This window comes from Methanococcus maripaludis (assembly GCF_013760955.1).
In the GTDB taxonomy this organism is placed as follows: domain Archaea; phylum AGJL01; class Methanococci; order Methanococcales; family Methanococcaceae; genus Methanococcus; species Methanococcus maripaludis_A.
Genome location: NZ_JACDUL010000002.1, coordinates 121596 through 148134 on the forward strand (window position 1 = coordinate 121596; position 26539 = coordinate 148134).

General features: G+C 31.6%; 29 protein-coding genes. 13 read left to right on the top strand and 16 right to left on the bottom strand.

What is annotated here, in order from left to right; all coding sequences use genetic code 11:
* Positions 1–1562: 1562 nt before the first annotated feature.
* The 8 genes from HNP90_RS03485 to HNP90_RS03520 all read right to left on the bottom strand — a co-directional run bounded on the left by HNP90_RS03485 (position 1563) and on the right by HNP90_RS03520 (position 7038).
* The gene (locus HNP90_RS03485) at positions 1563–1859 is read right to left on the bottom strand and encodes a hypothetical protein (RefSeq protein WP_011976476.1); all 297 of its coding nucleotides are present in this window, start codon (positions 1857–1859) and stop codon (positions 1563–1565) included.
* Between the two features lie 1276 nt (positions 1860–3135).
* Positions 3136–3366, bottom strand: a complete 231-nt coding sequence (locus HNP90_RS03490) for a hypothetical protein (protein ID WP_012194555.1) — start codon at positions 3364–3366, stop codon at positions 3136–3138.
* Positions 3367–3428: 62 nt separating this feature from the next.
* The gene (locus HNP90_RS03495; RefSeq protein ID WP_011976477.1) at positions 3429–3776 is read right to left on the bottom strand and encodes a hypothetical protein; all 348 of its coding nucleotides are present in this window, start codon (positions 3774–3776) and stop codon (positions 3429–3431) included.
* 30 nt (positions 3777–3806) lie between these two features.
* Positions 3807–3956: a hypothetical protein gene (locus tag HNP90_RS03500; RefSeq protein ID WP_155810667.1), complete on the bottom strand. Its 150-nt coding sequence runs from the start codon at positions 3954–3956 to the stop codon at positions 3807–3809.
* A 995-nt stretch (positions 3957–4951) separates the two neighbouring features.
* The gene (locus HNP90_RS03505; RefSeq protein ID WP_011976478.1) at positions 4952–5173 is read right to left on the bottom strand and encodes a YdbC family protein; all 222 of its coding nucleotides are present in this window, start codon (positions 5171–5173) and stop codon (positions 4952–4954) included.
* 405 nt (positions 5174–5578) lie between these two features.
* A complete protein-coding gene (locus tag HNP90_RS03510) occupies positions 5579–5902 on the bottom strand; it encodes a hypothetical protein (protein WP_011976479.1) in 324 nt (107 codons plus the stop codon).
* A 182-nt stretch (positions 5903–6084) separates the two neighbouring features.
* Positions 6085–6432 carry a hypothetical protein gene (locus HNP90_RS03515; protein ID WP_011976480.1) on the bottom strand — a complete coding sequence of 116 codons (348 nt, stop codon included), beginning with the start codon at positions 6430–6432 and terminating at the stop codon, positions 6085–6087.
* Between the two features lie 84 nt (positions 6433–6516).
* Positions 6517–7038, bottom strand: a complete 522-nt coding sequence (locus HNP90_RS03520) for a hypothetical protein (protein WP_011976481.1) — start codon at positions 7036–7038, stop codon at positions 6517–6519.
* 233 nt (positions 7039–7271) lie between these two features.
* Here HNP90_RS03520 and HNP90_RS03525 point away from each other — a divergent pair, with 233 nt between their 5' ends.
* The 4 genes from HNP90_RS03525 to HNP90_RS03540 all read left to right on the top strand — a co-directional run bounded on the left by HNP90_RS03525 (position 7272) and on the right by HNP90_RS03540 (position 11977).
* A complete protein-coding gene (locus HNP90_RS03525; RefSeq protein ID WP_011976482.1) occupies positions 7272–7931 on the top strand; it encodes a corrinoid protein in 660 nt (219 codons plus the stop codon).
* Between the two features lie 24 nt (positions 7932–7955).
* Positions 7956–9047, top strand: a complete 1092-nt coding sequence (locus HNP90_RS03530; protein ID WP_011976483.1) for a uroporphyrinogen decarboxylase family protein — start codon at positions 7956–7958, stop codon at positions 9045–9047.
* A 123-nt stretch (positions 9048–9170) separates the two neighbouring features.
* Positions 9171–10199, top strand: coding sequence for a methylcobamide:CoM methyltransferase MtbA (locus HNP90_RS03535; RefSeq protein ID WP_011976484.1), 1029 nt, complete (start codon positions 9171–9173; stop codon positions 10197–10199).
* Entirely contained in the window at positions 10199–11977 is a 1779-nt protein-coding gene (locus HNP90_RS03540) for an ASKHA domain-containing protein (RefSeq protein WP_011976485.1), read from the top strand. The genes HNP90_RS03535 and HNP90_RS03540 overlap by 1 nt, the downstream gene beginning before the upstream one ends.
* A gap of 57 nt (positions 11978–12034) precedes the next feature.
* On the opposite strand, the gene HNP90_RS03545 is transcribed toward HNP90_RS03540, so the two are convergent.
* On the bottom strand, positions 12035–12898 hold the full coding sequence (locus tag HNP90_RS03545) for a uroporphyrinogen decarboxylase family protein (protein ID WP_011976486.1): 864 nt from the start codon (positions 12896–12898) through the stop codon (positions 12035–12037).
* A gap of 65 nt (positions 12899–12963) precedes the next feature.
* On the bottom strand, positions 12964–14268 hold the full coding sequence (locus HNP90_RS03550; protein WP_011976487.1) for an MFS transporter: 1305 nt from the start codon (positions 14266–14268) through the stop codon (positions 12964–12966).
* Positions 14269–14490: 222 nt separating this feature from the next.
* Here HNP90_RS03550 and HNP90_RS03555 point away from each other — a divergent pair, with 222 nt between their 5' ends.
* Positions 14491–15612 carry a double-cubane-cluster-containing anaerobic reductase gene (locus HNP90_RS03555; protein ID WP_011976488.1) on the top strand — a complete coding sequence of 374 codons (1122 nt, stop codon included), beginning with the start codon at positions 14491–14493 and terminating at the stop codon, positions 15610–15612.
* A gap of 38 nt (positions 15613–15650) precedes the next feature.
* Here the strand turns inward: HNP90_RS03555 and HNP90_RS03560 are convergent, their stop codons facing one another.
* Positions 15651–16256: a ribonuclease H1 domain-containing protein gene (locus tag HNP90_RS03560; protein WP_011976489.1), complete on the bottom strand. Its 606-nt coding sequence runs from the start codon at positions 16254–16256 to the stop codon at positions 15651–15653.
* Positions 16257–16390: 134 nt separating this feature from the next.
* Between HNP90_RS03560 and HNP90_RS03565 the strand changes: the two genes are divergently transcribed.
* Entirely contained in the window at positions 16391–16582 is a 192-nt protein-coding gene (locus HNP90_RS03565; RefSeq protein ID WP_048060395.1) for a hypothetical protein, read from the top strand.
* Positions 16583–16607: 25 nt separating this feature from the next.
* Positions 16608–17276, top strand: a complete 669-nt coding sequence (locus tag HNP90_RS03570; RefSeq protein WP_011976490.1) for a M48 family metallopeptidase — start codon at positions 16608–16610, stop codon at positions 17274–17276.
* A gap of 14 nt (positions 17277–17290) precedes the next feature.
* Here HNP90_RS03570 and HNP90_RS03575 read toward each other — a convergent pair whose 3' ends face one another.
* Complete coding sequence (locus tag HNP90_RS03575; protein ID WP_011976491.1) at positions 17291–17755, bottom strand: hypothetical protein; 465 nt, start codon at positions 17753–17755, stop codon at positions 17291–17293.
* A 70-nt stretch (positions 17756–17825) separates the two neighbouring features.
* Positions 17826–18413, bottom strand: a complete 588-nt coding sequence (locus tag HNP90_RS03580) for a TetR/AcrR family transcriptional regulator (RefSeq protein WP_011976492.1) — start codon at positions 18411–18413, stop codon at positions 17826–17828.
* A gap of 940 nt (positions 18414–19353) precedes the next feature.
* On the opposite strand from HNP90_RS03580, the gene HNP90_RS03585 reads away from it, so the two are divergent.
* The 4 genes from HNP90_RS03585 to HNP90_RS03600 all read left to right on the top strand — a co-directional run bounded on the left by HNP90_RS03585 (position 19354) and on the right by HNP90_RS03600 (position 21888).
* Positions 19354–19752, top strand: coding sequence for a hypothetical protein (locus tag HNP90_RS03585; RefSeq protein ID WP_011976493.1), 399 nt, complete (start codon positions 19354–19356; stop codon positions 19750–19752).
* A 104-nt stretch (positions 19753–19856) separates the two neighbouring features.
* A complete protein-coding gene (locus HNP90_RS03590) occupies positions 19857–20084 on the top strand; it encodes a hypothetical protein (protein ID WP_011976494.1) in 228 nt (75 codons plus the stop codon).
* 113 nt (positions 20085–20197) lie between these two features.
* A complete protein-coding gene (locus tag HNP90_RS03595) occupies positions 20198–20929 on the top strand; it encodes a Bax inhibitor-1/YccA family protein (RefSeq protein ID WP_048060396.1) in 732 nt (243 codons plus the stop codon).
* Positions 20930–21618: 689 nt separating this feature from the next.
* Positions 21619–21888: a hypothetical protein gene (locus HNP90_RS03600; protein WP_011976497.1), complete on the top strand. Its 270-nt coding sequence runs from the start codon at positions 21619–21621 to the stop codon at positions 21886–21888.
* 26 nt (positions 21889–21914) lie between these two features.
* Here HNP90_RS03600 and HNP90_RS03605 read toward each other — a convergent pair whose 3' ends face one another.
* A complete protein-coding gene (locus HNP90_RS03605) occupies positions 21915–22514 on the bottom strand; it encodes a COG3904 family protein (protein WP_011976498.1) in 600 nt (199 codons plus the stop codon).
* A gap of 32 nt (positions 22515–22546) precedes the next feature.
* A complete protein-coding gene (gene msrA, locus HNP90_RS03610; protein ID WP_011976499.1) occupies positions 22547–23020 on the bottom strand; it encodes a peptide-methionine (S)-S-oxide reductase MsrA in 474 nt (157 codons plus the stop codon).
* A 247-nt stretch (positions 23021–23267) separates the two neighbouring features.
* Between msrA and HNP90_RS03615 the strand changes: the two genes are divergently transcribed.
* Positions 23268–23891, top strand: a complete 624-nt coding sequence (locus HNP90_RS03615) for a LysE family translocator (protein WP_011976500.1) — start codon at positions 23268–23270, stop codon at positions 23889–23891.
* A gap of 24 nt (positions 23892–23915) precedes the next feature.
* Positions 23916–25169, top strand: coding sequence for an APC family permease (locus HNP90_RS03620; protein WP_011976501.1), 1254 nt, complete (start codon positions 23916–23918; stop codon positions 25167–25169).
* 6 nt (positions 25170–25175) lie between these two features.
* Here the strand turns inward: HNP90_RS03620 and HNP90_RS03625 are convergent, their stop codons facing one another.
* Positions 25176–26537, bottom strand: a complete 1362-nt coding sequence (locus HNP90_RS03625) for a transglutaminase-like domain-containing protein (protein ID WP_011976502.1) — start codon at positions 26535–26537, stop codon at positions 25176–25178.
* Positions 26538–26539: the final 2 nt, after the last annotated feature.

Genomic DNA, 26539 nt, shown 5'->3' on the forward strand with positions numbered 1-26539 from the left:
ATTGTAATCGATTTAAACGCGTTTGATCTGATTTTTGAGTATTGTGATTGTATGATTTGGAAATACTGCAGTAATGAATATGTAAAAAACGTATCAGCGTTACATACACGGCTTATCAGATTTTTGTACCTTCCATAGGTTGACGCTCACGGTCAATCCATACTGTAATCGGTGATATGCAGTCGATAGGTAGGTGATGATTAACATAACCAGTGTTTGGTGAATATACAAAAAAGTATCGCACCCTTTTTTACAAAAAACCGTTCAAAAGTATTACACAAAATGTGAACACATTACCACTTTGTGAGCGTGACTCACATCGTACGTTCTGTATAGACCTGCAGCTTTTTTGTGAAATCTGTTAACTCGACACCCGCGTGTTAATTTTGGTCCGATTGCTCGGACCACTTGCCATTTAGGGTAAGTCGTATAAAAAAGTTAAAGCTAGCTAATAACTATGTATGATCATGACAATATATAAGTTTTTCGGTAATTGGCGGATATTCAGTGCTACATTTTATATACTAACCACTTGTACACTTGTGTATTGGTTACACGGTGCTATGTACGTACCGTTAACACAGTGCCACTTGTATATGGTTCTACATGATATACATTGCTACATATGGCTGTAAAACACTTTGACACAGTGCCACTTGTATATGGTTCTACATGTTTTAGGTATTTTACAAAAAAGGTTCTTCTATCGATACTGGTGTTTTTACGGGTTATCTCCACGTTACTAAGATCGATATACAGAATACTGGAAAAACGTAATGTTTGAAAAAAGAGTCATACCCTTTTTTCACAAAACTGTAAAAATATCGTTAGTTTATGGGCTTCACTCACAGAGTATATCCCGCATATACTATAATCGTTTTTTGAGTTCGTGAAAACAGTTACATAACAATTTCTGTGGTTTGTAACCTGTCCATGTCAGAAACATGGACAAATTAAACCACTGGTGACGATTTAAACGAGTTTCCGTTGAAGCGGATAACGTAAAAATGATGAACTTACAATGATATTCCCCCTACGAAGAAATCAAATCATCTTAGCCAACTCACGATAAACGCTGAAGTTACTAAATGTTTTGAAATTCGTCGATATCATTTAACGTAACGCACAGCATCACCATTACCCGAGATTGCCCCCACTTAATGCAATCTCTTGGGCTTTAACATATATGGTGTTGCTACTATATAATTTCGATTATCGGATAATTTTGTACTACAATTTACAAAATAATCGTGTATTTGTACATGTGTCGGATAATATTATATACTCGGTTTCCTTTTTCGAGTAGCGACTTGAAACATGTAGATCGGTAAAACATTTCTGTACACGTTATCCTTCGGTTAACCTGGTCGATGTTACGTAAATACTGAAAAAACGTAATGTCTGAAAAAAGAGTCATACCCTTTTTTGAATATTGTTCGTTGAACTTGGTGTGACAAAATTGGTCATACCCTTTTTCACGTGATGTGATCTAGTTTTGATATTATTATCGTATAGCGCTTAGTCACAGTTATCAGCGTTTCAAAAAAGCATTACCGTTATTATTACTGCGGCATTTCAAATGGAAGTGGTGTACCTGTTTCTTCAATATACTGTTTTACCACGTGTTCTGCGACAGTGTCCCAGTCAATGAAGTCTACGATGTAGGATAACACCACAGGTCGTAGTGATCCGAGTTCTGTCATCGGGTGATGTATAAGTTCTGATTTCAGAAGAACGATTAATTCAACGTATGATTTGCAGCAGTTAATTCGTTCGGTCCAGTTACCGTTGGTGTATACGTAAGTTTCCATCGCGGATATAATCCTGTTTGTTAGTTCTGTTGAAATTGTAGGGTTCATAATATCACCTTGTGTTGGATTGGATTATTTTATCGTAATTACCGTGAGATAGTACGAGTACATAAAATCGTAGGTTCTAGAGTTTAGGGTATTACGATCGGAACTTTTGTAGTTTGCTAAATGGTATATACGCTCACTACCGTAGCGTTCATATTTCTGAAACTCTTGTACTGAAACGCTCACAAACAATTCGTATTAGTTGGCTGTTCACGTGTTTGATACATAGGGTAGAAAAGAGTTAGTTGGTAGAAAAATGAAAAACGTCGATACTTGGTGGGGTATGTACTCTGACTGAGTTATACATTAATTATTGGACAAGTGAAGTCGTTATTCATGTTTACACTTGTGCACGGGTATCATTTACATTAGTTGTAGGTTATAATCGTTGGCACGTCACCGATGTAAATCGAGGTAAGCGGTTCTGAATAAAATAGTAGTAATTCAAACATGATGATTACCCTTCAAAGCCACTCACCGTAGCGATCATCAAATTGTACAGTTCACAATGAGACGCTCATCACTGATTCATAGCTTTACCCAGTTCTTGTGTTTGATACATAGGGCGAAAGCATCGTACTTACTTGATTTCGCCATAATTACTTTCATCATGTAATGCGGATATGTTCGCACTTGTATACTCACTACACCTATACAAGTGTTCCAGTGGCCACATAGAAACGTTAACACAGTTTAACATGTCTATGGGTTTCACTTGTATGCCCACCGCACTTATCCACTTGTATACTCATTACAAGTGCACATGTGGTTCCATTATACACTTGTTACTGTGCATAGGTATTCCACGTGTACACTTACCCACATAGAAACGTTAACACATGCCACAGTGTATGCGTATATCACTTATATTGCGATTAAAGTCTCACGGTATTCATTCCTGCGTTTACTCACTTATGGTACCACAGTACTCGTTTACCGTGTCTTCATTACCTGTATCCGCTTAATACGCCTTAGACTGTGGGTACCATCACTTATGCTACTGTTTTTAGCATCTATCACTTATATCGGACCGTTTAATGTTGAATCGATAAAAAAAGCGCAGAACATTATATAATCGTGATTCAGGAGTGTAGGGTCGTGTAACTGTGGTGTAAATTGGTGTAGGGGGGTGTACCCCTGCAAAAAATGTCGCGGTTTTTCCGCGCTTAATTACTCTATAGTGTAATATGGAGTGTTTTCCCGAAAATTTACAATTTTTCGAAAACTTCGGTTAATTAACATAAACGTCTGATTAATCGATAAAAAAGAGTAAGTGGTGTTATAAATTATGTGATGCGTGTTTACTTAAGTTTTCAACAGTTATTCGTGTAGTGTTAAACGCGATAGCTACAAAGTCCTCAACAGTCGTATGTTCTCTCAAGAGGTCGTTTTCGAGTAACTTTGGTAGGTTACTTTGTGTAATCATTTCGAATGCAGTTTCTAACGATAATCCAGGTAGTTCCTTAACCATCGTTTCCGCAACATCGGTGATTATGTATTTGTATTTCATGATATCACCAAAAGGTTATAGCTTAAATTTTGGAGTTTTGTATTTCGTATATCCATCGTACCTCAAAGCCATAATACTTCTTTCGGTTTTGAACACGATCTGTTCATATGGGTACGCTTCAACATTGTTGATAAGGTTTTGTATTTCCTTATATCATTTTCACTGAGTTTACCTGTAGCTATTAATCGACGTAATCTACTTGTACCTTCACTAATTCCTCTATCAATCACATAACCTTGTATAATATCGTAATGTTCTTCATCTAGTTTGTGTGGCCTTCCGATTCTACAGTAAACCGCATATTCGATTGCTTCGTGTTCCTTTAAGTGTCGGTATTTTAGTTCGCCTAACACTTCATGGTTTATCAAATAATGTACAACTGCAGGTGGTCCGATAGAGTCTCTACCCATTTGCCGATTTAACTCGAACTTAATGTTTCCTCATTCGATAGCTTTTTCGAGGATATCTGTTGTGTAAAACCCTCGACCGAAATCTAATGCTGTTTTATCCTGTATCGTCGTTCCAAATCGTTCGATCGATACAGCATGTTTTTTACAGGTTCCGTGATGTAGGTTCTTCATGTGTTTCATAAGTTACATCTCTATAATACCTCGGAATCCGCAATATATAAATAATTCGGTTTATTTTTCAAATTTAACGTGTTATGGTATACGGGTAGAGAAATATCGCGATATAACTGTGATATGGGGTGACTTGGTAAGATATAACATATTACATAATTTTCCAGATGTTACGGTAAGTCACGCTCACGCGGTTCCAAATCTGGATCTGATATTTATAATTTTCCGAAAAGTTTATAAATGGGTCTTTAATGTGTTTGAAAAAAGTCACGTTTTGTCACGGTGCTTTGTGTTACATTACCAAGGTTAACAGGGTAGCTACAACGTCCTCAAAACGGCAATGTCTTAGGTGCATCACATTTTGCAGACTACGATAAGTGATTCCATTAATGACATACACCAGTGTAAAATGGTAATGTATACACATTTTCACAGTTCTATGGTGACATGTATACAAGTTTTCACAGTTCTATGGTGACATGTATACAAGTTTTTATGTGGCTAATTGTATCATGTACCTAAATGAACATTGTACAACTTGGTATGGTTATCAGGAATGCGCCATGTATCAATCTCATTAACATTTGGGGTAATTGTATCGTAAAACGTCCTGCGCGGTTTCGTAAAACTTGGAATGTGGTAGTCCTGCGCAATATGTCACGAAAAAAGAAATACAGTATGCGCAATATCTGTGTAAGTGTTAATCAGCTAATCCGCGCGCGTCCGAATATATAATCAATGACACGTTAATGATAACTGTGAGTTAAAATCGCTAAAATCGTTTTAATCATGCGAAATCGTCGTTAAAAAAGTCCGTCGAGATTTCAAGTCCGGCGCCTTTGGCCAAGCTCAACCACCTCTGCTCGCACTTGTACTTAAGCGATTCAGCTATATATACTTTTCTATTTTTCTTTACAATACTAGCAATAATTTTTATTTAAAGAACGTAACTAGCCATAAAAATTAATATTTAGGTTTAATTTTGAAATTTAAAAATTAAAGTATTATAATTCAATTTCGCTTAAAATGCCTTTCAAAGCTTTTAATTCTTCTGCAGTTAATGTAATTCCCTTTCTCATTCTTTCATGTTCGGGGTTCCAGTCTCTTATATCATATTTTGGTTCTTTTTCGTTCCAGCTTACAAGGTTAAGTTCTTTTTTCCAGCCGTTTGGGTATTCATAAAGTACGCCTATATGTTCGACTATTTCAAATGTAATTTCTGCCATATGATAAAACCTCGTTTAAATTTGTAATTAAAAAAGATTTAATAAACATTTTTAAAATAAGTTTGGATATTTTTGAAAATTGGAATTAAACCATTATCAAAAATATATGAAAAAATAGGTGAGGTCAAAAATGTTAAAGATTTGTGGCTATTAAATCTTTAATAATAGATAGATTTGATATTTAATCATGTTTTCCAAATGTTACGGCAATGGATAGATATTCTTAAACATCTCAGACGTTTACTTCTGAGATATTCTTAATTGTATGCGTTATATTATTTAAGTTTTCTGTATTTAAATTAAAGATTAATTTAATATATTAAGTTTAAGAAATTGTTGAAAAAAATAATTTTCTAAAAAATATTTTTAAAATTTTAAAATAGTATTTTTGAATTTAAATTTAATTTATTTGTATGGGCATCGTAGTTTTCTCGACTTTATTAGGGGATATTTTTTATGTTCGTGTTTCTTTTTCGAATTTCTGTCTTCTCGTTTATCCAAAATTTCTTTGATAATGTCTTTTCCCTTTTCCGTTATTCTTGTGTAGTAGCTCATGCCGTAAGATGAGCTTTTCACCATTAAATAACCCTTAATTTCTAAAAAATGGATACAATATTTTAAATCATCTTTTTCAAGCCCAGAAATATTTACAAGGTCTTTTCCTTTTACAAAGTCCCTTTTTTCATAAAGATACTCCAAAATATCTCTTCGAACTGCAACTTCATCCATGAGAATCCCTATCTGTGATGTATTTAATTACTTTTAATTACATTTTTACTAAAAAGTTAATTAATAGTTATTACATAAACAGTATATATAATTAATGCATTCAAGATCTCAAAGATGATATGGAACAACAGATTCCAATAGATGTCCAATTTCAAAAGAATGGTGAAACAATCTTTTTTAGTTTATTCAATAATTATTTTAAATCGAATATCGTCTTTTTTAGATTTTTCAACCATTATTCCAAAAAATTCAAATTCATTCAGCAAAACTGGGCCAGAAATTAATTTTCCAATTTTTTTATAAATTTCTTCTAAATCCATCTGATTTGTAATTCCAAAAGCTACAATCCAGAAACATTTTAGGGGGTATTTTTCATTAGAATACTTATCAAAAATAAAATATTTTGAACTTTTTGCACGATTTCCACTGCAAATATCAGTATTTTCACTTAATTCAACAACTACCTTTTCAAAATCCATATATCCTGGTCTTTCAAACTTCTCGAAAAGTTTTTCAAATTTACTACTCAAAATAACACCTTAATTATTGTATCTATTCAAAACTGCTTTTATTTTGATTAAATATATTATTTACGTATATTTTTTCGATTTAAATCATCTTTCGATTTCATACGATATCATGCTTTTTGGAAGCCATACGTTTTTATCTAATTCTTTTGAATAAAAACACATTCCTTTTTCCGATTCGAGCACAAATTTAAAGTGTATATAACAAAATTTCCCAATTTTTTCTCCAAAATGAAGTTTATTTTCATTTGCAAGCCATAGGGGTATTTTAACAAGCACATTTTTTTGAGTTAATGTATTCTCATCATCATTTTTCAAATGTTTAGGCGCTTGATTTTCAAATGTTACATATTTTAATACGTCGTATCCGTCGGTTACAAATCCATCCGCTTTTTTAAGTATAAATTCAATTTTTTCGCTTAATTTATCAGCGTAAATTTTAAATTCCTGAAAATCATCAGTTTTTACAAAAAAGTAGGTTTTTCCAGACGGTGTTGTCCTAATATTCGAAACCCTTATTTTTCTGTTAAATGGCATTTCAAAAAGAATATTTTCATCAAAATTATCAAATTCATCCACTTTAAGGCTTGAAATAGTTTTTTTAATCATTTTTTTAGGCACCAGATTTAAATTTTAAACTTAATTATCCATTAGTCGACTTCCAATAAATTCTTTTTTAATTTTCGAAATTACGATATTTTTTAAATTTGAGTAGTGATTAATAATTAGGTTTTTTAATAATCTTAATAATTATTAGTTTTATTTATGAAAACTATAAAATATATTAATGTATATTTGTATTGTTAATTTACCTTTTAAATTTTAAACTCAAGAGGTCAAAAATGAGTGAATTAAAAGAACGGCTAATACAAGAACTTTCCGACTCCGTTGTCGAAATGGATGAAGAAAAAACTGAAGAACTATCTAAAAAATATGTTGAAAATGGATTTGATGCATTCGAAGGAATTACAGAAGGGCTTGCAGATGGGATGAATAGGGCAGGAGTACTTTATGAAGAAGGAGAATACTTTATACCTGAACTTCTAGTCTGTTCTGATGCAATGTACCTCGGTTTAGACATATTAAAACCTCATTTGAAGTATGCAGATTCAGATAGCAAATTTAAGGCAGTTGTTGGTGTTGTTGAAGGGGATACTCACGATATTGGGAAAAACTTATTTAAAATCATGTTAGAAACACAAGGGTTTGAAGTTTATGATTTGGGTAGAGATGTTCCACCTGTAGAATTTGTAAAAAAAGCTAAAGAAATCAATGCAGACGTAGTAGGACTTTCAACGCTCATGACTACTACAATGGACAATATGAAAGTCGTTATTGACCTTTTGAAAGAAGAAGGAATGCGGGAAAAAACGATTGTAATGGTTGGGGGAGGTCCAATCTCACAAAGTTTCGCAGATAAAATCGGTGCAGACGGCTATGCACCTGAGGCTTCAAAATCTGCAAGAATTGCAAAAGAATTGGTTACAAAATTAAAAAATTAAGTTAAATGTTACGGAGAGATTATTATGGATTACCCAGACAAAATGACACCCGTTGAAAGAGCTACTGCTAAAGCGAAAGGGGAACCAATCGATAGAATTGCATGTAACCCAAATATCGGAAACGGAATGGCAAGAATTGCAGGCTACAAAATTTCACAATTTAACACGGATCCAGAAGCATTAGCGGACGCAATTATTAAAACATACAGAAGATTTGGATCAGACGGTGCAAGAGTTTTCACAGATTTGTTTTTGATTTCAGAAGCGATGGGTGCGAAAATTAACATGCCTTATGACAATACTGCAGATTTGGAAGAACCTGCAATAAATGACATGTCAGAATTTGATAAATTAAAAGTTGTTAACCCATACACGGATGGTAGAATTCCTGTTCATTTAAGGGCCCTTGAAATTGTACGGGATGAAATAGCAAGTGAAGTTGGAGTTACTGCTTCAGTTGTTGGCCCATTTACAAACGCTTTCTTTTTAATCGGCGTAGAAAAAATGACAAAAATGCTTTTAAAAGACCCTGAATCAGTTCACAAACTATGCGAAATTTCACTCCAAAGCTGCATTGCATTAACCGATGCAGTTCTCGAAAAAGGGACGGGAGTTACAGTTTCAGAACCACTTTCTTCATGTACTGTTGTAAGTCCAAAACACTTCAGAGAATTTTCAGCACCTTATTTGAAAAGATTAATCGACCATATCAAAGCAAGAACTGGAAAATTAGTTATTCACATCTGTGGAAAGACCGATCCTATCTGGGAAGATCTTGTGGATATGGGTGTTGATGTTTTAAGTATTGATGATATTGCAGATCTGGAAAACTGTGCAGAAACTGTTGGTGACAGGATGGTTATTGCAGGAAATGTCGATCCTTCAGGAGTATTGTATGCCGGTTCAAGAGAAGATGTTAGAAAAGCTACCTTAAAGTGTATTAAACAGGGAATTAAGGCTAAAAAAGGATATATGATAATGTCTGGATGTAGTCTTCCGGTAGAGGTTCCTGTTGAAAATATCGATGCAATGATGGATGCTGCAAGGGAAGCCGGATGGCCAATTACAGGAGAAAAATTAGATTATTTACTTAGTATTGATAAATACAAAGATTAAATATTCAGTTTATTACTTTATTCACCCAGATTTTATAATTTTTAAATTTTTAGTTTGATTTTTTTAGAATTTAGTTTAAAATGATACATTATATTTGACAATTTAAGTAAAAAGAGTGATTTAATGATTAAGCCAAAAGAAAGGCTTTCAAAAGCCCTCAAAGGAGAAGAAGTTGATAGAATTCCTTGCATATGTCCTGGCGGTATGATGAACATGATTACAAAAGACATTATGGATATTACGGGAGTATACTGGCCAGAAGCGCATACTGACGCTGAAAAAATGGTTAAACTCACGGTTGGAATGTATGAAAACGGAGGGTTTGAAAATTATGGGGTTCCATTTTGCATGACTGTTGAAGCTGAATCAATGGGTGCAGGAGTTAAAATGGGGACAGATATTACTGAACCAAGAGTTACAAACTATCCGATAGATTCTGTTACAGAATATGAAAAATTAAATCATATCAATATTGATGAAGGGCGTGGAAAAACAGTTTTGGAAGCAATCGAACTTTTAAAAGATAAAAAGTCAGAAGTTCCAATTATTGCAAACCTCACAGGCCCAGTTAGCACTGCATCGTCCTTAATGGAACCTGTAACCTACTATAAGGAACTTAGGAGAAAACCTGACGCTGCAAAAGAATTCATGGATTTTGTGACTGAAAACTTAATTGAATTTGGAAAAGCACAGCTAAACGCAGGTGCAGATGTTTTAGCAATATCCGATCCAAGTGGAACAGGCGAGATATTAGGCCCAAAGATGTTCAAAGAATTTGCAATTCCATATTTAAATAAAATCATTGAAGAAACAAAAGATCTGGCAGAAACTGGAACTATAATCCATATTTGTGGTAGATTAAAGAGCGTATACGAAGAAATAAATTCATTAAAAAGTGATGCGATAAGTTTTGATTCAATTACTGACGTTGGACAGGTGGTCGAAAACGTGTCAAGAAAAGCAATTATGGGAAACGTTAGCACATTTACTCTTGAAAATGGAACTCCCGAATCTATTGAACGAATGAGTCGAGCTTGCATTAAATATGGGGTTGATATTTTATCTCCTGCATGTGGGATTGGTGTTAGAACAAAGTTGGAAAATATTCAAGCAATGGTTAATGTCTGCAAAAATTCCAAAAGGGGAGAATAATGGCAATAATGGATATAACTAACGATAAAAATAAATTTGAATTCAAAGAGGGGGAATTTATTTTTAAAATTCTTCAAGAAAATGGAATTAAAATAGAGGTTCCCTGTGGAGGGGTTGGAACTTGCGGAAAATGTAAGGTAAGGGTTGTTAGTGGGGAAATCACGCAATTATCTTCTGAAGAGCTTGAACATTTGTCAAAAGATGAAATTGATGGGGGAATCCGCCTTAGTTGCCTCACAAAAGCATTAGGAAATGTAAAAATTGAATTATTAAATTTGGACGAAAATCACAAGATTTTAACTGACGGATACATGCCAAACTTAAAAATTAATCCTCCAATCACTAAGAAAATTATTAATTTATCTGAATGCGGAGTAAATAAAAATAATTATGAAGAAATTGTTAATTCTGAGTTAAATGCGGGTAAAATACAGGATATTGAAACTTTAAAAGCCCTGCAGAAATCATTTAAAACTGGAAATCTGACTTCGATTTTTTTAAATGGTGAATTAATCGGGATCGAACCAGAAATAAATGAAAAAATATATGGGGTTGCTGTTGATATTGGAACTACAACAGTTGTAGCATCTTTAATCGATGTTTTAGCCGGAATAGAAATTGCATCTGAAACTATGATAAATCCTCAAAAAGAATATGGGTCAGATGTACTTTCAAGGATTGATTTTGCAAACAAAAATGAAAATGGACTCGAATTATTACACAATGCAATAATTGATGGGATAAACAGACTTATTTTTGATTTGGCTAGTAATAATAAAATTGCTGTTGAAAATATCTATGAAGTTTCAATTGCTGCGAATACAACAATGATGCACTTTTTACTGAACATTGATGCGGAGTCAATTGGAAAATCTCCCTATTTGCCAGTATTTTTATCTGGAAAAAGTATCCCTTCAAAAGATATTGGGATAAATGTTTCTCCGTTTGGTAGAATTTACTGTTTACCCGGAGTTTCGGGGTATATCGGAGCAGATATTGTTGCAGGAGTTATCGTTTCTGAACTTTTAAAAACTGAAAAAAATATTCTTTTTATTGATATTGGTACAAATGGGGAGATAATATTTTCAAAGGCAGGCATTCTTTCGTCGTGTTCCTGTGCTGCAGGTCCTGCGCTTGAAGGAATGAATATAAGCTACGGAATGAGGGCGGCAGACGGCGCAATCGAAGGAATTAAATTTGCTGAAAACGGGGTTGAATTAAAAGTTATTGGAAATAAAGATCCGGTTGGAATTTGTGGTAGCGGAATACTTGATTCAATATCTGAAATAGTTAGAACAGGTCTTGTTGGTAAAACTGGCAGGTTAATTAATTCAAATGGTTCAGATAATGAATATAAAAATTTAATAATAGAAAAAAACTCAAAAAAATTCGTACAGATTTCAAAAAATCCTGAAATACTGGTTTCACAAAAAGATATAAGGCAGGTTCAGCTGGCAAAAGCAGCAATTGTTTCGGGATTTTTAGCACTTCTGGATGAAAATAATTTGACAATGGGAGAAATTGACGAAGTAATAATTGCAGGACAGTTTGGAAAACATTTAACTGTTGAAAGCCTCGTTGGAAGTGGAATAATTCCAGAAAAATTGGGTAAAAAAGTGAAATATATCGGAAATTCTTCCAAAACTGGTGCTTTAATGTGCCTACTTTCAAAAGAATCACGGGAGGAAATGGAGTCAGTTTCTAGAGATATAAAATATTTTGAACTCTCTACAAAAGAAAACTATGAAAAATTGTTTGTTGATTCTTTAAATTTTTAAAAATCAGTAATTAAAATAATAATTTATTAATTTTGTATTAAAAGCGTTTACAATATATTATTCTTTTATTTCCCAAATTGTATTTTTTGGAATTTTATAAATTGATTTTTTGATGCAGTTATGCCCGATAATCTTTGTTTTTGTGTTTTCACGGATTATTTCATAAATTGCTTTTCCATATGTTTCAGAATTGCAATTTATTGGATTAAATTCATACATTCCTTCATTTTCGAGTGAAACAGACGTTTTTCCACAAACGTGAATAATACAGTTTTTTTCGTTGGATTTTACTTTTTCGATAATGTTTTTAGCAATTTTTCCGCTGTATTCCCTAAAGATTTTTGGACCAACTATATCAATGCTTCCTGCTGGATCTCCAAAAGAAATAATTTTAGCACCATTTTCAATTCCCGATAGGATATATTTTACAATTTCATCTTCTAAAAAATTTAAGAAATTATTCATTCTTTCGGGGTTTTTCCTAAGTTCTTTGTAAAAAATTCTAGACTCCATTAATGAGGAAATTATTGTAATTGGCCCTTCAACTGCAAGAATTGGGATTTCACCCGACTCTTTTAATGCATGGACTGCATCAAGAACTATTTTAATTCGGCCAGAAGTTAAATCAATCGGTTTTATGGTTTCTAACTCATCTAAATTTTTAAAAGCATATTCTTTAGCTCTTGGGCCATATTTTTCATCGCCCATATTAATTTTTGCACCAAATGATTCTGCTTCAACAGTCATGCAGAATGGAACTCTACAAAAGAGGTCTTTTTTGTGTTCTTTCATTATTTTTGAAAATTCCACCATATCTGAAAGATTTTCATGTACATTTGGAAATTTTAAATTGTTTGATTCAGTTAATTCTTTTGGAATCTTTTCTAAATTGTCGCTGATGCATGAAAATGTTTTTTTCATAAATTCCACCATGTTTAAATTGATTTTTAAATTTTAAAAAAGAAAAAAGAAAAAATTTAATGGACTTAAAGTCCTTGTTCTTCTGAGAAATAAACACAGATTGTTGCAATAACCATTCCAACGGCAAGTAATAACCATGCCATCTGGTATCCTGCACTGGTAAATCCCCCTAATGCATTAAGCCCGTAGCTTGCGATTACTAAACCACAAACTTGTTGGAGCACTGCACCACCAAAGAATGGGAAGAAGTTGAGGATTGATGTAGATGTTCCAGCTATCGAAATAGGGAATAGGGATTTTACCTGTCCGTAGCATACAACGAAGAATCCTGCGAAGAATCCGAATAATACGTATAGGATTTTATAGAATAATGGATTGTCCATTCCGTTAAAGAACCAGACTGCAAACCATAATAATGTGTACATTATTGTACCGATAATTAATGTCTTTTTTCTTGATTTTAAAACTTTATCTGCGATGTATCCTGAAACAGGGCATCCTAAGATCAAACCGATCCCGATAAACGTTAAAAGACCTGCATATGTTGCTTTGTCCCAGCCTAAAATGTCTTTGAAGTATGGGCCTGCCCAAAGTCCTTGGTATGCCATTAATGATCCGTAGTAGAAGAAAAACCATATTGACAAAGGCCAGAATGATTTTTTACCTAAAACCATTTTAATAGAATCCATAATTGATATGTTTTCCGCAGTTTTTGCCGATGTTGAAACAGCTTCGCCATTTTCATAAGCTTCAATATCTTCAATATTTGGAAGACCCATTTCTGATGGCTTATCTCTAATAACAATGTATGAAAGAATTGCAAGAGCAATTGATACTACACCAAGCCCCATGAATACTGTCTGCCAACCTAATGCCGTGTTAAGGTAAGCAAGTGGAGCTGCTGCGGATAATGCCCCAACGTTTCCAACTGCGAGCATTATACCACTTTGGGTAGCAAATTCGTTTTTTCTAAACCAGATTGAAAGCATTTTCATTATCGGAATGTATACTGCAGCTACACCGATACCGATTAAAAGCCTTCCCATTATAACCATGTTAAAATCAGTTGCAATACCTGTAAGGATTGCACCTGCTGCTGCAACAAGTGTAAAAACAGCAACGACCCTTCGAGGTCCGAATTTATCAGACATTATCCCTGAAGGAATCTGCATTAGTGCGTATGCATAAAAATAAACTGATCCGAGTAGACCCATTGAAGTAGCACCTACTCCAAACGTTGTCATAAGATCTCCAGCCATAACTGCTGGCGATACTCTGTGGAAGTACACAAAGAAGTAAACTAACGCAAGAACTGCAAAGATTACCCATCTATACTTCATCATTTTGCCGATGTTGTCTTTGGATAACATTTATGACCTCAAGAATATTTATTTTAAATTTTTTTGGTATCTTAAAATCTAAGACCTCCATTGGACTATTTAATTACGAATATATATTGATAACGGTATTAAATTTTAGTAGTTATTTTACAACTAATAGATATTCTAATAGATATTAAGTACTATAAAAAATGAAAAAGAATTTAAATAATACCTTAGAAGATAGGTTAAACTATAAAAATCGGTGAAATTTTGGACGAATTAAAAAGCATCAAAAAGCTCGATGAAGTCTATTCGAAAAGAAAAGATGAGTTATATCGAGAAAAAAACGAAGGAAAGAAAGTATTTGGTAGATTTTGTGTATTTGTTCCAACCGAAATTATATGTGCGGCAGATGCAATTCCGGTTGGACTCTGTGGTGGAAAGGAATCTACTATTCCTTCAGCAGAAGAAGATCTGCCAAGAAACATTTGTCCACTGATTAAATCTTCATATGGTTTCAAAAAAGATAAAAAATGCCCTTATTTTGAGGCTGCAGACGTTATTGTTGGAGAAACTACGTGTGATGGAAAGAAAAAAATGTTTGAACACATGGCAGAAATGTCAGAAATGCATATTATGCATCTTCCACACTTTAAAGACGAAAGATCGTATGAATTATGGCTTAAAGAAGTTTACGATTTCAAAGATTACGTAGAAAAGTTTACTGGAAATGAAATTACCGAAGAGAAATTAAAAGAAGCAATTGATGAAGAAAACGAAGAAAGGAAGTTATCACACAAACTCTATGAATTAAGGTCTAAAATTCCATCTCCAATAACTGGAACTGATGCACTAAAAATATTTCAAAGGTCATTTTTATTAAATATAAACGATAGGATCGCAATTTTAAAAGAATTAATATCCGAACTCGAAGAACGGATTAAAAATGGCGAAGGCTACTCTGGAAAAAGAATACTGGTTGCAGGATGCCCGATGGTTGCAGGAAATACTAAAATTGTAGATATTATCGAAGAAGTTGGTGGACTTGTAGTTGGCGAAGAAACCTGTACTGGAACCAGAAAATTTGATAATTTGGTTAACGGTTATACCATTGATGACCTTGCAGAACGGTACTTTAAAATCAACTGTGCATCAGCATTTAAAAATGACAGCAGAATTGAAAGAATAAAAGAACTTGTAAAAGAACAGAATGCTGACGGAGTTGTTTACTATACTCTTCAATACTGCCATACCTTTAATGTTGAAGGCGCATTAATTGAAAAAGAACTCAAAAATTTAGGAATTCCAATTATTAGAATTGAAACGGACTATTCAGAAAGTGATAAAGAGCAAATAAAAACGAGACTCGAAGCGTTTGTTGAAATGATTTAATTTTTTTAATTATTTTTTTAAAATATATTTTATTTTTTTTACAAAAGTGATTCTTTTGCCAGTTTATCCGCAATTTCGTTATTTTTATCGCCGGAATGCGCCTTAACTTTTACAAATTCAATATTTAACTTTTTTAGATAATTTTTACATTTTTCTTTATATTCGGTGGTTCCTTCCTTGTTGGTTTTCCATTCGCCAGTACACCACTTTTCAATTCCGAGATAATCGTGGTATATTATTAAATTTTTTACATTTTTAGAAACTGCATATTCCATTGCAAGTTCTGAAGCTAAAATTTCGCCAGCAACGTTTCTCATTTTCGATAACTCCTTATTATTTCCCTTAGCTTTAATTTCTTTTTCAATTCCGTTGAATATTGTTAGAACTCCTGCCCCATATTCTTTATTTTTTAAATTAAAACTTCCATCAACCCATGCATACATTACATCTTTTTCAAATTCGTTTGACTGTATATTATTTTGTTTTTCTTCAGTTTTTTGATTTAAATATATTTCTGCATCTTTTTTAGATGTAAAACTTTTAAATTCAGCTCCAGAAAATCCTTTGACCTGATTTTCACATTCGCCCCATGTTTCAAATAGTCCTGTTTTTCGCCCTTTTCTAACAGCATAGATTTTAGACATTTTTTTCACGCAAATTTATTTTTAAAACAAATTATAAATATAAATTAAAGATAATTCCTATATTAAATTATAATTTCAAAAGATTTTTATAAACTCTTGAACGAAATATATTATTCGTAAAATGAGGCGATATTTTGATATTCACTCCATTTAAATCGTATTTAATGGCATTTATATTCTTTTTATCTGCAATACTGCTTGGAATATTTTTAAAATCACAAATGGGGGAATTAAATATTATTTACATGATTTTAAAAGATTTAGGGATTGTATTTTTAGTAATTGGAATTATACTTCAAATAAAACTTAAAAAATCTAAAAAATAATTTATTTTAATTTAAATGGTATAACATGATAGAAAACGTCAAAATAATCCGTAAAAAAATCAAAAACATGTATCTGGTTGTAAATCCCGATTGTTCGATTGTTTTAAAGGTACCACCACACGTTTCTGATGAGTATATCCATTCATTTATCAAGAAAAAGGAAAACTGGATAAAAAAGCATCTTGATAATTTTGAATCGTTGAATACAAACTCGGCTGAAAAAAGGTACGTTGACGGGGAAATATTCAAGTATCTTGGGGAGAATTACGTTTTAAAAATTCACCTTTCAAAAAAAGAAGGCTTGGAAATTTTGGACGGTTATTTTAATCTTCATATTTCAGAAATAGATGATTTTGAAAAAAAGAAAAAAATAATTCAAAAATTTTACCGAAAACATGCAGAAATTGAACTTTTTGAAATTTTTAAAAATAGTTATATGGTAGTTACAAAAAATATACCGGATTTTGCCGTTAGAAAGATGAAAAAACGATGGGGTTCTTGTAGTTTTCATAAAAATAAAATTATATTAAATGAAAGATTAATCGAAAAACCAAAAGAATGTATTGAATATGTCGTGTTTCATGAACTTGCTCACTTAAAATATCCAAACCACAGCAAGGAATTTTATAATTATTTAACCGAATTAATGCCTGATTGGAAAAATAGGAAGATTAAATTAAATGAAATTTGCTAAAATTTTTTATTTTATTAAAATATGTTTTTATCAATTGCAATTTTTAAAAATATCTGCCTTAAATGTGGAAGAACGTCTAGTGCCGGAACTAAATAACAGTCTGCTTTTTCAAAGCCATTTTCTACGTTATGGGGTTTTTTAATATTATCTAATGTATATCTCAAAAAACCTTCATTGTTTCTCCATATTGTAAATACTAGGTAGTTTTTTTCAATTGGGTGGACAAACTCCCGATGTTTATATTTCCTAACGATGTTTAATGCAAGTTTTTCGGGACCGCTAACTTCCAGTTTTGAAAGTTCTTTTTCAAATACTTGCGACATAAACATAGTTTCAAAACCAAGTTCCATTACATCCCGCGGGCTAATATTTTCAAAACCTTTCTTTTCAGCTTTTTCATACTTTAAAAGATATCTAAGTAACGATGTATGCGCATTGTCAGTAAATACTGAAAATCCAAGTTCAAATATATTATCCATAAATTTTCACCGCCCTATTATGATTATGTTATTTACCGGTCGCCCGGCCGGTTTTTTTTTATATAAAAAATTAATTCTTTATAAGTTCCCAAAAAGAACTAATTACCAGTCTAGATTTATCTTCAAATTTTTGGTTGGTATAATATGAAACTAGGTGTATGCCTTCAAATATTGAGCAAAAATGGAATGCAACGGAATATGGATCTAATTCTTTTTTAACTTCTCCTGTTTCCTGTGCCAAGATTATTTTGTTAACCAATGTATCTATTGCGTTTTTATATATATTATTATTGAATTCCCAAATTTCGGGGAATTTTTTGATTGCATCGGAAACCGGTCCGAAGTATGCGGTTTTTTCACAATCTTTATTGTAGTTATTGATGTATTTGGTCCTTATTATAATTGCCTGTTCTATGGCTTCAAAAATAGCGTTTTCAAAGCGGGTTTCATTTTCAATACTCGATATGACGGCTTTTCCATTTTCTTCGAGTATCGAGATCATTGTTTCTATATAAAGGTCCTCTTTTCTTTCGAAATGGTGGTAAATGCCCCCTTTTGAAATATTGCAGGCTCTTGCAATTTCTGAAAGGGATGTTTCACTATAACCTTTTTCAAGAAACAATTCTTTTGATTTTTTTAAGATCAAATTTCGTGTCATATTTTTGTTCCAAGTTTTATCGGGGCCACTAATCAAAAATTTTTAAATTAAATTTAAAGTCTTATTATTAATTCAAATTTACTTTTAATTTTTCAATTATGCCATATTATTTTATCTTTTAACTATTATGTTGTTGTTTTGGGATCATTTATACAAAACTATATATTTAAGTTCGATCTAGTTATGCTGGGAACGGGATATAATGGTGCTCACACCGTGCATTTTTGATCAAATTGATCAAAATTTAGATCTAGATTGTTATTTTAGATCTAAATCTTAATCAATGATCATTTTAACAATGTTGGAGTTTTTATTTTTAAAATGTTTTCAAGAGTTATTTTATGGTTATTTTAGTAATTTATTAAAAAACAAATATGTACTAAATACGATTAATTGTTACACTTTCTATTTTCAACCAAAAATACCCTAAATTTAAATACGAGGATTTTTAAAATATATATTACCTCGGAATAACTGGTTCCGGGGGTTAAGGGGGATATATTAAAGTCGAATAAACACGGAAAAAATAGTTCCATGTGCTTATTGTGCAAAGGGAAATATTGAGAAAAGATATGTTTTGTATGAAAGCTGTTTTTCTTCTTCATGCAAAACACCATGTTTTTAAACCGCATCTATTTTTTTTATTTTTTGATCAAAATTAAAACGATTTTAAATTATCAAAGTAATTAAAACACAGTATGTGCTATTTTACATTTTCCAAACATTTTTACTCGGTAATATCATAACTATAAATTGGATGATAACCTTCCATGATTTTTCAAAGCTTATTTTTATGAAATAGGTTCAGCAAAAACTCAAAAGCTCCTAATTTAGATAGTGCTTCAAATACTATTGTTTTTGTATTATTTCAAAAAAAAAACAAAATTTTAAATTCTTTTTTTAAGATAATTTAATTAATAATTTTTAAAAGTGGTTCAACATGGATTACAGACAGGGTTTTACAAAAATTACTGTTTATGAAAATATATTTACTATGAAAAACATTTTTCAAAATATTTCTGCTAAGGTAAATGATGTATCAGCTCTTGAAATTGATACTCGTGGGAACTGTATCGTGCTATTGATTGGATTTTTGTGGTATATATCTTCAAATATTTTATTAATGGTTTCAAAAGAGGTAAGTTATTCTTTGTACTATACGATTCTTGATTTAAAGGCTTATCATACAATAATGACTGTTTTAATTTTTATTGCAGCACTGTTTTCGACACAGATTAAATTATATGTCACAGGTTACAAGCCGATAATAATTATCGGAAACTACTTTTCAATGCAAAAACTCTTTGAAATATTGAAAGAAGAATTAAATTTGAAATAAACTTTTTAATACGTGCCAATTATAATGTTGTTATACAAAGGTTTAAAAATAGTTAACCATATTTATGAAATAGGTAATAATAACTATCAACAAGCGGTGGTATTTTGGAAGAAATTTTTATGAAAGAGGGAGTGTTAGAGGCGCTTGAATACATAAATGATAACGGATTTTCTGAAGTAATTTTAACAAAAGAAAATGTTAAAATAAGTTCAAAAGATCTTGCAGTATTAATGGATTTAGGAATAATTGAAGTTAGAATGAATGAAAATGTTGTAGTATTTAATTTATCGAATGAAGGTAGAAAAGTTTTAAGAAATCTTAAACGAAGTTAATTTCTTTTTTTAATCAATTTTGTTATTTATATTAATAAAATCTATTTTAAAATTTCAAAGAAAATATATATTTTAACATTTATATTTAAATTAAACAATTTATGGCGATAAATATGAGAACAAGTAATCCTGCTCTTTCAAATGATACATTTACTGGATTTAATACCTACGGACAAAATCAAATGACAATAAATGGAACTGTAAATAAAACAATAATTTCTCTTGGAATCGTATCGATTTGTGCATATTTTTCATGGGACGTATTATTTTTTGGCCCATATTCTGGTATTTTAATGATATTAACTCCAATTTTAGGATTTGTAATGGCACTTGCAACGATATTTAAAAAGGAATGGGCACCAATGACAGTTCCGTTTTACTGTGTATTTGAAGGGCTATTTTTAGGAATTATTTCAGGATATTTCGAGTTAATGTATCCTGGAATTATATTTCAGGCAGTTATTGCAACGTTTGGAGTTTTATTCAGCCTTTTACTTGCGTACAAGTCGAAATTAATCCGTGCGACAGAAAACTTTAAATTGGGAATTGTGGCTGCAACAGGTGGAATTGCTTTAATATATATTATTTCATTACTTTTGGGTTTATTTGGAATACCAATACCGTTAATATTTGGTAGCGGGCCAGTTGGAATATTATTCAGCCTTTTTGTAGTGATAATCGCGGCATTAAACCTTGTTTTGGATTTTGACTTTATTGAACAAGGTGAAAAATATGGTGCACCAAAATACATGGAATGGTATGGGGCATTTGGATTGATGGTAACTTTGATCTGGTTATACCTTGAAATCTTAAGGTTGCTTGCAAAATTAAGAAGTAGAGATTAATTTTAATTTTAAATCTTTTTTTAAGTTATTCAGATATTCGCTTCCATTTTTCGAGTAATCCGTTTTTAATATTCCCAAATAATAGTGTTATGATTGGAACAACGGTATTTCCTAAAAACTTCCAATCGAATAATATTGTCAAATCATTGAAATTATTCAATATTTCAAAGTATGCAAAGAAAAATGTTATTAAAAATGAGCTCAAAAACCAAATAAGCCATAAAATGTTTCCTATTTGTTCTATTTTAGATTTATCGTTAATTAAAAATGTGTAAATTTTGAAAATGGCGTACGAAACGAGGATAAATATTGCATTATTTGTATAAATTAAGAATCTAGAAATATCCTGTAAATTTTGTCTGAGGTTCATAAAAATCCTTTTTTAAATTATGTACTAATAATTTAACAGCATGAAATATTAATTTTTTGATTTAAGTCGGGTAAAATATCATGTTTTTATTATTATATAGTTGTTTTTAACGGGACATTATATGTAAATGGTCATTTAATTTTTTAAAAAAACTTAGTTTTTAAAATATCAAAATATCAACAAGTCTATTCAAACTTCCATTTCAATGACTATTTTTTTGGACATTTCACATGATAAAGTTAAATTTTAGGCCTAAAAATGGGCAAATTATATATATCCCTATAATTAAATATCAAAACATACAACCGCGGGTGGTTTTATGAACTACGCAGGCCCCAAAATCAGGGAGTATGTTGCGTTGATTGTAACTACTCCAATACTGATTGTTACAACGTTTTACTTTATTTTTAAGATACTCAATCCTGATATTTTTACAGAATACTGCGTTATGATTACGAGTGCCTGTTCAATATGTTTTGGAAACGAATTATTACTTAAAATTTCCAAATTTGGGGCGATCGGAGCAATTGCGTTGATTGGTTTTTTAAAAATTGCAGAAATAAAAACTTCAAGACTTAAAAATTTTTAAATAGTTTCTTTTTTTAATTTTTTAAATTAATTTGTAATAAGCCCGTATTTTTTTATTTCATAATCATTTAAGTAGTACATTCCAAAAGACGGTGCTGAACTAATCATAAACCAGTAGAATTCTTCAGAAATCCCCATTTCTTTGAAATATTCAACATATGGTTTGTGAACTGGATTATTCCGGGGTATGTTTGAAGCATCCGTTATAAATTCATTTTTCCACGAATGGACTCCAACTCTTGCATTTTCTTCAATTGTTCTGTTAACGCCTGCACAGAAAAAAACAGTTCCGCCTGATGCAATATATCCGTTTTTTGGAACAATTGTGCTGATATTATTGGTTCTAACGATTCTTGCGGCTTTGAAATTTGCATTACTGTTTACTGATCCGGGAACATTTAACATTACAATTGTTTTAACTTCTGGATAATTTTCCACCAGATTTTCTACTTCATAGACGATATTTTCGTTAATTATTCCAACCATTATGGCACTATTGCCTTGAATTTCAAAAATTACTGGTTCGCGAGATAAAATCTGTTCGGAAATTTTTTTTGAATTATATAACGAAAATCCTGTGAATATCATTAATATAATTAAAATAGCCCCAATTTTTCTAAAAAACATATCATCTGCCGCCAAATTGGATAAAATTAGATTTAAAAATTTAAAATGCAATTATTTTTTTTCATGAAGTATTTTTGATGATACTCTTCAGCAGGGAAAAAATCGCTCGCTTTTTTAATTGCAGTTACTATTTTTAAATCCATATAACATTGCATTTTTTCAAGGGATTTTTCAGCAACAATTCGTTGTTCATCAGTAAAATAGAATATATGGGAGGAATACTGTTCCCCAACATCCCAACCTTGTCTGTTTGGTGTTGTCGGGTCGTGATTTTTCCAAAATAGTTCTAATAAATCATCATAAGTTATTATTTTCGAATCATAACTCACCTTAACAACTTCAATATGCCCAGATTTTCCACGACAGACTTGACCATACGTTGGATTTTTAACATTGCCACCCATATACCCTACTTCTGTTGAAATTACGCCATCAACGTGCCTAAATAATTCTTCTGCACTCCAAAAACAACCCATGCCAAAAACAGCAGTTTCAGTATTTGCCAAAGTCCCCCACCTTTTGAAATACTTTCTTAAATGAATATGTATATTATGTCCATTCAGCCCCATTTCATTCAATTATTGTAGTTATGAAGTTTTTATGTATTTAATTATAAATTTAGTCCTATAAATGTTTATTTGAATCCAAAATCTATTTTTTAAAAGATTGATTAATTGAAATACGTTGAAACTGGCCGTAGGGGTTAAATATCATAAATACATAACTAAAAACCTAAAAAATTATGGTGTCGTGATGATCGAAACTACTCAGTTATTTTATTTTTTAATTGCATCAGCTGCACTAACTATTCTTCCAGGGCCGGATATACTATTTGTAACGGTTCAAAGTATATCTCGGGGAAAATGGGCTGGAATTTCAACTGCACTCGGGTTATGTACTGGATTAATAGTTCACACTACTGCAGCCGCAATTGGAATTTCTGCAATAATTTATAATTCTGCCGTAGCATTTACAATTGTGAAATATCTGGGAGCTTTGTATTTATTATATCTTGCAGTAACTGTATTATGTGATAAATCTGCATTAGTTTCTGAATCAGTGGTTAAATTAGATAAAATGGCACTTTATAAAAAAGGAATATTTATGAATTTATTAAATCCCAAGATTTCGTTATTTTTCCTTGCATTTCTTCCGCAATTCGTAAATCTAAATTCTGGAAGTGTTTCGATTCAGATGATAATTTTGGGTTTAGTTTTCATGCTACAGGCAATTTTAATTTTTTCAGCTGTTGCAGTTTTTTCGAGCTTTTTTGGAGAAAAAATATTAAAAAGTCAGAAATTTGGAAAATATATTAATATTGCTAAAGCAGGGATTTTTGGTGTAATTGGGATTCAGCTGGCACTTTCTACAAAGTAATATCAGTTAATAATGTGAAAAATTATGAGTTCTAAAAAATTAGGGCCCTGCACCCTCAGCGGACTTATTGTGGGGCCAATACTTGGATCAGGAATTGTTATAATACCGCCAATAGTTTACGATATTTTAAAAGATTATTCCATATTTGCATGGGTAATCATGATGGTCATTGGTGGAATTTTTGCATATTTTGCAAGTAAATTATGTTTAAAATTTCCAGGGGATTCTGGATTAACTGAGGTAGTTGGTCATTCTTTTGGAAAATCCTATAAGGATCTAAATGCTTATTATCTGCTTATTGCGTTAGCAATGGGGCCATTAGTTGTGATAATGGTTGCAGGTGAATATCTTTCAGTATTATTTTCAAATTTCATGTTTGGAGCAGAGTTTTATTCAGCAATTTTAATGATAATTGGCGGAATAATCCTTTCAAGAAATATTTCTTCGGTAGGTAAAATTTCAATGATTATTTCCTCAGTAATTTCCACAATACTGGTAGTTGGCGGACTTTTTACAATTTTATTTTACAGAAAAGAAGTTTTGTTTACCGAAACTGCGATAAATACAATCGATATAGGATATTCGTTTTTGATAATGTTTTGGTCAATTATTGGCTGGGAAATTCTTGGAAATTACAGTTTGGAAGTTGAAAATCCCAAAAAAACAATTCCAACGGCAGCACTTTTAAGTGTAATTGCAATGTCTGTAGTTTATTTAATAGTTTCAGGGGCCCTTCAGGTATTGGATGTAGAAAAATTAGGACCCATAAATCCAATTTCAGGACTTTCATTAATATTGTACCCGTTATTTGGGGATTATTCAAGCATTATATTATCAATTACGATAACAGGGCTTTGTTTATGTAGTTTTCTAATGTTAATTGGCGGTGCATCAAGATTAGTTTATGCACAGGCTCGGGCAGAAGTATTTCCAAAAATTTTTAAATACCGGTCAAAAACAAATGCTCCTCTTTCAGGAATATTATTAATGGTTTTTACAAACTTTTTGACATTATTTGCAGTATATTTAGATTTAATTTCGCTTACGGGAATAATTGCGGCAGTAAATGCATTTTTAATTAGTAATATAATCATGGCTGCAATTGCATCGATAAAAGTTTTTGATAATTTACTTGAAAAGGGATTTGCAATATTTTTGGCGGTTTCATTCCTGTCAATGTTTTTATTTTCTTCAAAAATAGTAATAATAATTATTTTGGTAATGTTTTTTGGAACTATTGCAAATAATTTAAAAAAGAGTAATTTTAAACTGAAATAGTGTTGATTACGTGTTGAATTCTTCTGAAGATACTTCAACTGTTTTAAAATTGTCCCCGTATATTGTACATTGGATTTTTGTTACTTTATTTCTTGGAATTTTTAATATGGAATTAACAACACCATAATCTCCTTCTTCATAATTTTCTAGTTCTACCGTGATATCTGGTTTCCAGATATAGTTTTCTCCTTTTTCAATTGCAATTGCAGCAATATTTACTTTGGGATTTTTTGCAGTTCCAGGGCCTAAATTTTCTAAGTTGCATGTTACATTATAGTATACGTAAGTTCTATCGTAAGCAATTCTTTCAGCAAAAAAATTCATAATTATGCGAGGAATTTGAATCAAAGGTCTAATTATTACTTTTTCATCCCGATATTCTTCAGGAATTTCTCCAATAACCCAGTTTTTATCGGTAGTTTCCAGGTAATAGTATTTTTTGCCGTTATATTCATAGTACGATCCATAAACTTCCCCATCACAACCAATGCCTACTGCCATGTGGTCTGAAAGATCTATGAGTACAACATCGTAATCAAGCTCATTTAAAAGTGCAGCAGCCAGTATTGATTTATCTTCACAATCTCCACCCATATCAACGAGTGTTTCTAACGGGTATCTGGGGTATTCGTCAAATCCGGTGGTTTCATTATCCGAAGTATAATCTAAAGACTGTACAAAAGAGGCTATGAAAAGTGCTTCATCGTATTTAGAATACTCATTTTTAAGTGAAGCTTCTTCAAAACTCTGGATCATCATGTCAAGGCATGTTTTATCATAATCTGAGAGTGCATATTGTGCATAATTGTCTTCACGATTGTGAGGTTTATTTTTATAATATTCATAAGCTGATTTTGAGAGTGATAATTCCAAATGCCATTTTTTATTGTCGTAATCCCATGAATAATTTCTAGAGTAATAGTTTTCATGGGTGTCTGGGCAATATTGTTCGCTTAACGATTCGTAATTGTCATTTAGGGCATAGTTTTCATTTTCTATTACTTCAAAATTTAAAATTTTGCAAGTTCCAGATGGCGTAGTTATTTTAGCAGAATACTGGTCTGCTTCAAGAGATTTTGTATTTATTTTAAATTCGAACATCAAATTTGAAAGGGAAACATTTTCTGAAATAATATAATTTGGACTTCCATTTTTTGAAATTTCAATATTAACTTCAGAGCTTTTTCCAATTAAAATACCATTAATCGTTAATTCATCGCCATTTTCAAAAGTTTCTGAGTTTATATCTGCATTTAGGGTTTCAAAATTCGTTAAAATATTAAAGTCTTCACTAACTATTTCCGAATCTTCAATGCATCCAGAAAGCATTATAAAAAAAATAACTGCTGAAAAAACAATTTTTTTCATAG

Bases quoted from the DNA above. Each gene is read 5' to 3' on its own strand.
- HNP90_RS03620 (WP_011976501.1), top strand. From the start codon at position 23,916: ATGAGTTCTAAAAAATTAGGGCCCTGCACCCTCAGCGGACTTATTGTG.
- HNP90_RS03495 (WP_011976477.1), bottom strand. From the start codon at position 3,776: ATGGGTAGAGACTCTATCGGACCACCTGCAGTTGTACATTATTTGATA.
- HNP90_RS03490 (WP_012194555.1), bottom strand. From the start codon at position 3,366: ATGAAATACAAATACATAATCACCGATGTTGCGGAAACGATGGTTAAG.
- HNP90_RS03510 (WP_011976479.1), bottom strand. From the start codon at position 5,902: ATGGATGAAGTTGCAGTTCGAAGAGATATTTTGGAGTATCTTTATGAA.
- HNP90_RS03560 (WP_011976489.1), bottom strand. From the start codon at position 16,256: ATGTCTAAAATCTATGCTGTTAGAAAAGGGCGAAAAACAGGACTATTT.
- HNP90_RS03600 (WP_011976497.1), top strand. From the start codon at position 21,619: ATGAACTACGCAGGCCCCAAAATCAGGGAGTATGTTGCGTTGATTGTA.
- HNP90_RS03595 (WP_048060396.1), top strand. From the start codon at position 20,198: ATGAGAACAAGTAATCCTGCTCTTTCAAATGATACATTTACTGGATTT.
- HNP90_RS03530 (WP_011976483.1), top strand. From the start codon at position 7,956: ATGGATTACCCAGACAAAATGACACCCGTTGAAAGAGCTACTGCTAAA.
- HNP90_RS03485 (WP_011976476.1), bottom strand. From the start codon at position 1,859: ATGAACCCTACAATTTCAACAGAACTAACAAACAGGATTATATCCGCG.
- HNP90_RS03575 (WP_011976491.1), bottom strand. From the start codon at position 17,755: ATGGATAATATATTTGAACTTGGATTTTCAGTATTTACTGACAATGCG.
- HNP90_RS03505 (WP_011976478.1), bottom strand. From the start codon at position 5,173: ATGGCAGAAATTACATTTGAAATAGTCGAACATATAGGCGTACTTTAT.
- HNP90_RS03550 (WP_011976487.1), bottom strand. From the start codon at position 14,268: ATGTTATCCAAAGACAACATCGGCAAAATGATGAAGTATAGATGGGTA.
- HNP90_RS03585 (WP_011976493.1), top strand. From the start codon at position 19,354: ATGGATTACAGACAGGGTTTTACAAAAATTACTGTTTATGAAAATATA.
- HNP90_RS03580 (WP_011976492.1), bottom strand. From the start codon at position 18,413: ATGACACGAAATTTGATCTTAAAAAAATCAAAAGAATTGTTTCTTGAA.
- HNP90_RS03605 (WP_011976498.1), bottom strand. From the start codon at position 22,514: ATGTTTTTTAGAAAAATTGGGGCTATTTTAATTATATTAATGATATTC.
- HNP90_RS03615 (WP_011976500.1), top strand. From the start codon at position 23,268: ATGATCGAAACTACTCAGTTATTTTATTTTTTAATTGCATCAGCTGCA.
- HNP90_RS03545 (WP_011976486.1), bottom strand. From the start codon at position 12,898: ATGAAAAAAACATTTTCATGCATCAGCGACAATTTAGAAAAGATTCCA.
- HNP90_RS03500 (WP_155810667.1), bottom strand. From the start codon at position 3,956: ATGAAACACATGAAGAACCTACATCACGGAACCTGTAAAAAACATGCT.
- HNP90_RS03625 (WP_011976502.1), bottom strand. From the start codon at position 26,537: ATGAAAAAAATTGTTTTTTCAGCAGTTATTTTTTTTATAATGCTTTCT.
- HNP90_RS03520 (WP_011976481.1), bottom strand. From the start codon at position 7,038: ATGATTAAAAAAACTATTTCAAGCCTTAAAGTGGATGAATTTGATAAT.
- HNP90_RS03525 (WP_011976482.1), top strand. From the start codon at position 7,272: ATGAGTGAATTAAAAGAACGGCTAATACAAGAACTTTCCGACTCCGTT.
- HNP90_RS03570 (WP_011976490.1), top strand. From the start codon at position 16,608: ATGATAGAAAACGTCAAAATAATCCGTAAAAAAATCAAAAACATGTAT.
- HNP90_RS03535 (WP_011976484.1), top strand. From the start codon at position 9,171: ATGATTAAGCCAAAAGAAAGGCTTTCAAAAGCCCTCAAAGGAGAAGAA.
- HNP90_RS03540 (WP_011976485.1), top strand. From the start codon at position 10,199: ATGGCAATAATGGATATAACTAACGATAAAAATAAATTTGAATTCAAA.